This window comes from Thauera phenylacetica B4P (assembly GCF_000310225.1).
In the GTDB taxonomy this organism is placed as follows: Bacteria; Pseudomonadota; Gammaproteobacteria; order Burkholderiales; family Rhodocyclaceae; genus Thauera; species Thauera phenylacetica.
Window position 1 is genome coordinate 1 of record NZ_AMXF01000241.1, and the last position, 6,111, is coordinate 6,111.

Sequence of the window (6,111 nt, forward strand, 5' to 3'; positions counted from 1 at the left end):
GCGGCAGGCTGGCCGCGGCGCGGCAGATGCCGGCGGCCGCGGCATGCGGCGGCCAGGAACTGCACTTGAAAAAATACTTCATCACCGGCCTGCTGATCTGGCTCCCGCTGGCGATCACCTACATGGTGATCTCCTGGATCGTCGGCACGCTCGACGCGATCCTGCTGTGGCTCCCCGAGGAGTACCAGCCGAGCCGCTACCTTGGGGTGCACATCCCCGGCGTGGGCGTGGTCGCCGGCCTGCTGCTGGTGTTCTTAACCGGCCTGGTCGCGGCCAACGTCATCGGCCAGAAGCTCGTCAAGCTGTGGGAGGCGCTGCTCGCGCGCATCCCGGTGGTGAAGTCGATCTACTACAGCGTCAAGCAGGTCTCCGACACGGTCTTTTCCAGCAGCGGCCAGGCCTTCCGCAAGGCGCTGCTGGTGCAGTACCCGCGCGAGGGCGTGTGGACCATCGCCTTCCTCACCGGCCAGCCGGGCGGCAACGCGGCCGAGCACCTGCGCGGCGACTACGTCAGCGTCTACGTGCCGACCACGCCCAACCCGACCTCGGGCTTCTTCCTGATGATGCGGCGCAGCGAAGTCGTCGAGCTCGACATGAGCGTGGACGATGCGCTCAAGTACATCATCTCGATGGGGGTCGTCGCGCCCCCCGTGCGCAGGCCGGAGCCGGAACCCGTGCCCGCGCTGCCCGAGCCCTGAACCCGGCATCCCCGACCTTCCAGCCTCTCCACCCTGCCGAATCCTGAATCCCCGGGCGCAAGCGCCCCCGAACCTGCGGAACACGAAATGCGAACTCACTACTGCGGAAAAGTCACCGCCGCCGACCTCGACCAGATCGTCACCATTTGCGGCTGGGTGCACCGCCGCCGCGACCACGGCGGAGTGATCTTCATCGACCTGCGCGACCGCGAGGGCCTGGTGCAGGTGGTGTGCGATCCCGACCGCGCCGAGATGTTCAAGACCGCCGAGTCCGTGCGCAACGAGTTCGTGCTCAAGATGAGCGGCAAGGTGCGCCGCCGCCCCGCCGGCACCGAAAACGCCAACCTGACCTCGGGCGAGATCGAGATCCTCTGCCACGACATCGAGGTGCTCAACGCCGCGGCCACGCCGCCCTTCCAGCTCGACGAGGAGAACCTCTCCGAGACCGTGCGCCTGACCAACCGCGTCATCGACCTGCGTCGCCCGCAGATGCAGAAGAACCTGATGCTGCGCTACAAGACCACGATGGCCTTCCGCCGCTTCCTCGACGGCGCCGGCTTCATCGACGTCGAGACGCCGATGCTCACCAAGAGCACGCCCGAAGGCGCGCGCGACTACCTGGTGCCCTCGCGCGTGCACCCGGGCCAGTTCTTCGCCCTGCCGCAGTCGCCGCAGCTCTTCAAGCAGCTGCTCATGGTGGCCGGCTACGACCGCTACTACCAGATCGTCAAGTGCTTCCGCGACGAGGACCTGCGCGCCGACCGCCAGCCCGAATTCACCCAGGTCGACCTCGAGACCTCGTTCATGAACGAGCACGAGATCACCGCGCTGGTCGAGGAAATGATCCGCTATGTGTTCAAGGAGGCGATGGACGTCGAGCTGCCCGCGCCCTTCCCGCGCATGACCTACGCCGAGGCGATGCGCCGCTACGGCTCGGACAAGCCCGACCTGCGTGTCACGCTGGAACTCACCGATGTGACCGACGCGGTGCAGGACGTCGCCTTCAAGGTCTTCAGCGGCCCCGCCACCTCGGGCGGCCGCGTCGCTGCGATGCGCGTGCCCGGCGGCAACACCCTGACCCGCGGCGAGATCGACGAATACACCAAGTTCGTCAGCATCTACGGCGCCCGCGGCCTGGCCTACATCAAGGTCAACGACGTCACCCAGCCCAACGAGCAGGGCCTGCAGTCGCCGATCGTCAAGAACCTGCACGAGAAGGCGCTCACCACCATCCTCGAGCGCACCGGCGCGCAGTCGGGCGACCTGATCTTCTTCGGCGCCGACAAGACCAAGGTGGTCAACGACGCCATGGGCGCGCTGCGCATCAGGCTCGGTCACGAGAAGGGTTATGTGACGGGCGAGGCCTGGCGTCCGCTGTGGGTGGTCGACTTCCCGATGTTCGAGTACGACGAGGACGACAAGCGCTGGACCGCCTGCCACCACCCCTTCACCAGCCCGAAGGACGAGCACATCGACCTGCTCGAAACCAACCCCGGCGAGTGCCTGGCCAAGGCCTACGACCTCGCCTTGAACGGCTGGGAGATCGGCGGCGGCTCGGTGCGTATCCACCGCGCCGACGTGCAGGCGCGCGTGTTCGAGGCGCTCGCCATCGGCCCCGAGGAGCAGCAGGCCAAGTTCGGCTTCCTGCTCGACGCGCTCAAGTACGGCGCGCCCCCGCACGGCGGCCTCGCCTTCGGCCTCGACCGCATCGTCACCATGATGACCGGCGCCGAGTCCATCCGCGACGTCATCGCCTTCCCCAAGACCCAGCGCGCCCAGTGCCTGCTCACCGACGCACCGAGCGGCGTGGACGAGAAGCAGCTGCGCGAGCTGCACATCCGCCTGCGCCAGAAGGTCGAGACCCAGGTCGAGGTCGAGCGCGGCTGAGCCAGGCCGCTCCCGCGGGCGGATTCGTGCCCGCGGGCCGCTCACACCTGAAGCCCCCGTGTTGAAGAGCGCCTTTTCTTCATCGCGGGGGCTTCAGCCTTTGCGCCGCCTGCCGTAATCTTCGGGCATGGCACGCCGCCGGCGTGCGTCCGCCACTCCATCCGATGCTCCTCCCCCACGGCCTGCAGGTCCTCGTCGTCGAATCCCAGTCGAGCATGCGTGCGCAGCTGCGCAACATGCTCGCCTCGATCGGCGTGGACGCGCCGCAGTTCGCGGTGTCGGCGAGCATGGCGATGCGCCGCCTGCGCGCGCAGCCCTTCGACCTCATCCTGTCCGAATACGACCTCGGCGAGGGCCAGGACGGCCAGCACCTGCTCGAGGACCTGCGCCAGCACGGCATCATCCCGCCCGACACGGTGTTCGTGATGATCACCGGCGAGCGCAACTACGAGCGCGTGATCAGCGCCTGCGAGCTCGTCCCCAACGACTACATCCTCAAGCCGCTCACCGCTGAGAGCCTGCGCGTACGCCTGCTGCGCGCCTTCGAGAAGCGCGACGCCTTTCTGCCGGTGTGGCAGCTCATGAAGCTCGGCGACCCGGTCGGCGCGCTCGCCGCCTGCCGCGAGGCGCGCGACCGCCACCCGCAGTACCTGGTCGACTTCATGCGCCTGCAGGCGGAGCTGCACGCCCAGATCGGCCAGATCGACGAGGCCGCAGCGCTGTACCGCGAGATCCTCGCCGCGCGCCCCATCCCCTGGGCCTCGCTCGGGCTGGTGCGCATGCTGGTGATGCGCGAGGCCTGGGTGGAGGCCGAACACCTGCTCGCCGACCTGGTCGCCCGCCACCCGCGCTTCATCGAGGCGCACGAGCTGCTCGCCCGCGTGCAGGAAGAGACCGGCCGCCCCGCCGAGGCCTGCGAGACCCTGCAGCGCGCCACCGAGCTCTCGCCCTACCGCCTCCCGCGCCTGCGCCGGCTCGGCGAGCTCGCCCTGCAGGCCGGCGAGCTCGACCGCGCCGAGCGCAGCCTCGCCGAGGCGGTGCGCCGCGGCGGCTACTCCGAATTCCGCGACCCCGAGGACCACGTCCGCCTCGTGCAGGCCCAGCTCGCCCGCGAGCGCCCGGACGAAGCCCTGGCCACGCTCGCCGACCTCGAGCGCAACCTCGTCCGCCATCCCAAGGGCGAGCTCTGCCTCGCCGTCGGCAATGCCCTGGTCGAGGGCCACCGCAACGACGCCGAAGGCCTGCGCGGCGCCATGGTGCGCGCGCTCGCCAACCCCGAGCGCATCCGCGAGCTCTCCCCCGGGCTGCGCCGCGACCTGCTCGAGCTGTGCTACGACCGCAAGCTCGAGACCGAGGGCCGCCAGCTCCTCGCCGACCTCATGCGCACCCATGGCGACGACCGCAGCCTGGCGCGCACGCGCGCCGCGCTCGAGGCGCGCGGCTTCGAGAACCTCTCCGCCGAGGTCGAGCAGCAGGTGCAGGCCGAGGTCAGGACCCTGGTCGGCGCGGGCGCGGAGAAGGCGCGCGGCGGCGACTACGACGGCGCGGTCGCCGAGATGATGAACGCCGCGCGCAAGATGCCGGGCAACCCGCACGTGCTCTTCAACGCCGCGCTCGCCTTGCTGCGCCACATCGAGCACCGCGGCTGGAACGAGGCCTTCGCCGCGCAGGCGCGCAGCCTGATCGAGCGCACCCAGCGCCTGGCGCCCACCAACCCGCGCCTGGCGGCGATCACCGAATTCCGCCACGAGCTCATGAAGCGCTACGGCATCCGCCCCGAGCGCGCCCCCATCCCCCGCACCCGCCGCGCCTGAACCCCGATGCTGCGTACCGTCCTGCTCCGCCTGCTGCTGCTCCTCGCGCTCGCCGCGGCTCTGCCCGCCTGCTCGCCCGGCGCCGCACCCGAGACCCCGCAAGCCCAGGGCCTGCTGCAGCCCTCGCACGCCGGGCTGCCGCCCGAGGCGATCGAGACGCTCGCGCTCATCCAGCGCGGCGGCCCCTTCCCCTACCGCAAGGACGGCACCACCTTCCAGAACCGCGAACGCCTGCTACCGGCGCGGCCACGCGGCTATTACCGCGAGTACACCGTGCCGACGCCCGGCTCGCGCGACCGTGGCGCGCGCCGTATCGTCAGCGGCGGCGATCCGCCCGAGGTGTTCTACTACACCGCCGACCACTACCGCAGCTTCCGCGAGATCGCGCCGCTGCGCTCGCCGCCCTGAGCCGTCCGTCCATGAGCCAAGCCCCGCAAGCGCCCGCCGCGCCCCCGCTCCAGCCGCATCGCATCGACCTCGCCGGCTGCACCGACAAGGCCGAGCTGCTCGCCCGCATCGCGCGCACGCTGCGCTTCCCGGACTGGTTCGGCCACAACTGGGACGCGCTGTCGGATTGCCTGTGCGACCTGTCGTGGCTGCCCGCCGATGCCTACCGGCTCGAGTTCCTGCATGCCGAAGCCTTGCGAACGGCCGCTCCCGAGACCCTCGCCACGCTGTGCGAGATCCTCGACGAGACCGGCGACTTCTGGCGCGCGGAGGGCGTCGGCTTCGGCCACGCCTTCATCCCGGCGCTCCCCGAGGCGCCTGCCGGCGCGCCTCGATGAGCTCGCCGAGGCAGCGCGGGCAGTAGCACGCCCCCGCGCCTTCGGCCGGCACCGCGAATGCGGCCGGCAGCACGGCGCACCAGCACGCAGCCTCGCCGGCGCGCACGCCGCAGGTGAAGGCCGCGCCGCAGCGCGGACAGACATTGGTGGTTTCGTTCATCGGCGTCTCGCCTCCCGTGTGCGTTCGAATCCCGCCGCGAGGGTCGCGCATCCTCCTGCGCAGCACGCGCGCCAGCCCCTTGAAAACCCCTCCTGCGCGCCTATATTGGTCTTGAAGCCGGATCCCCCGGCAAGAACCCGGACACAGGAGGACACGACATGAGCAACCCTCTCACCCGTCGCACCGACCCGCTGGACGACTTCTTCCGCGGATTTTTCGTGCGCCCGGTCGACTTCGGCGGCCAGCAGCTCGCCACCCCGGGCACCGATGCGCCGCAGATGCGGGTCGACGTCAAGGAGACCGCGCAAGGCTACGAGGTTCACGCCGAGCTGCCCGGCATGAAGAAGGAAGACATCCACGTCCATATCGACGGGCCGGTGGTGTCGATCAGCGCCGAGCGCAAGCAGGAGAAGGAGGTCAAGGACGGCGAAAAGGTGCTGCGCACCGAGCGCTACTTCGGCAAGGTGTCGCGCAGCTTCCAGCTCGGCCAGGAGATCGACGAGGCCGCCGCGAGCGCGAAGTTCAACGACGGCGTGCTAGAGCTTCACCTTCCCAAGAAGGCCGAGGTGCAGGCCAGGCGGCTTACCATCGACTAAGCACCCTGCGCCAGCCCCACCGCCATCCACGCCGGCCAGCGCTCCTGCAGGAAGGCACCGCATCCGGCGGGCTGTAGGAGCGCCGGAAGGCGCGAATCGGGCGGCGAAACAATCGGCGTGCTCGAAAACGCCCACCGCCGCCTTCGCGCCTGCCGGCGCTCCTACATGAAC

General features: G+C 70.1%; 7 protein-coding genes. 6 read left to right on the forward strand and 1 reads right to left on the reverse strand.

Going from position 1 to position 6,111, the window contains the following annotated elements; genetic code table 11:
- Positions 1-65: 65 nt before the first annotated feature.
- The 5 genes from C667_RS19370 to C667_RS19390 all read left to right on the forward strand — a co-directional run bounded on the left by C667_RS19370 (position 66) and on the right by C667_RS19390 (position 5,184).
- Positions 66-698 (forward strand): DUF502 domain-containing protein, encoded by a 633-nt coding sequence (locus C667_RS19370; RefSeq protein ID WP_039922317.1) that lies wholly within the window; start codon positions 66-68, stop codon positions 696-698.
- A gap of 87 nt (positions 699-785) precedes the next feature.
- Positions 786-2,585: an aspartate--tRNA ligase gene (gene aspS / locus C667_RS19375; RefSeq protein ID WP_004377448.1), complete on the forward strand. Its 1,800-nt coding sequence runs from the start codon at positions 786-788 to the stop codon at positions 2,583-2,585.
- Positions 2,586-2,749: 164 nt separating this feature from the next.
- On the forward strand, positions 2,750-4,399 hold the full coding sequence (locus tag C667_RS19380; RefSeq protein WP_004377450.1) for a tetratricopeptide repeat-containing response regulator: 1,650 nt from the start codon (positions 2,750-2,752) through the stop codon (positions 4,397-4,399).
- 6 nt (positions 4,400-4,405) lie between these two features.
- A complete protein-coding gene (locus C667_RS19385) occupies positions 4,406-4,807 on the forward strand; it encodes a guanyl-specific ribonuclease (RefSeq protein ID WP_004377452.1) in 402 nt (133 codons plus the stop codon).
- 11 nt (positions 4,808-4,818) lie between these two features.
- The gene (locus C667_RS19390) at positions 4,819-5,184 is read left to right on the forward strand and encodes a barstar family protein (protein WP_004377455.1); all 366 of its coding nucleotides are present in this window, start codon (positions 4,819-4,821) and stop codon (positions 5,182-5,184) included.
- Here C667_RS19390 and C667_RS25195 read toward each other — a convergent pair.
- Positions 5,141-5,395 (reverse strand): cysteine-rich CWC family protein, encoded by a 255-nt coding sequence (locus tag C667_RS25195; RefSeq protein WP_306415795.1) that lies wholly within the window; start codon positions 5,393-5,395, stop codon positions 5,141-5,143. The genes C667_RS19390 and C667_RS25195 overlap by 44 nt on opposite strands.
- Before the next feature lie 107 nt (positions 5,396-5,502).
- On the opposite strand from C667_RS25195, the gene C667_RS19395 reads away from it, so the two are divergent.
- Positions 5,503-5,940, forward strand: coding sequence for an Hsp20/alpha crystallin family protein (locus C667_RS19395; protein ID WP_004377461.1), 438 nt, complete (start codon positions 5,503-5,505; stop codon positions 5,938-5,940).
- Positions 5,941-6,111 lie beyond the last annotated feature (171 nt).

What these genes read in the sequence shown, in the direction of transcription:
- C667_RS25195 (WP_306415795.1), bottom strand. Translation starts at nt 5,395, where the DNA reads ATGCGCGACCCTCGCGGCGGGATTCGAACGCACACGGGAGGCGAGACG.
- C667_RS19385 (WP_004377452.1), top strand. Translation starts at nt 4,406, where the DNA reads ATGCTGCGTACCGTCCTGCTCCGCCTGCTGCTGCTCCTCGCGCTCGCC.
- aspS (WP_004377448.1), top strand. Translation starts at nt 786, where the DNA reads ATGCGAACTCACTACTGCGGAAAAGTCACCGCCGCCGACCTCGACCAG.
- C667_RS19390 (WP_004377455.1), top strand. Translation starts at nt 4,819, where the DNA reads ATGAGCCAAGCCCCGCAAGCGCCCGCCGCGCCCCCGCTCCAGCCGCAT.
- C667_RS19395 (WP_004377461.1), top strand. Translation starts at nt 5,503, where the DNA reads ATGAGCAACCCTCTCACCCGTCGCACCGACCCGCTGGACGACTTCTTC.
- C667_RS19380 (WP_004377450.1), top strand. Translation starts at nt 2,750, where the DNA reads ATGCTCCTCCCCCACGGCCTGCAGGTCCTCGTCGTCGAATCCCAGTCG.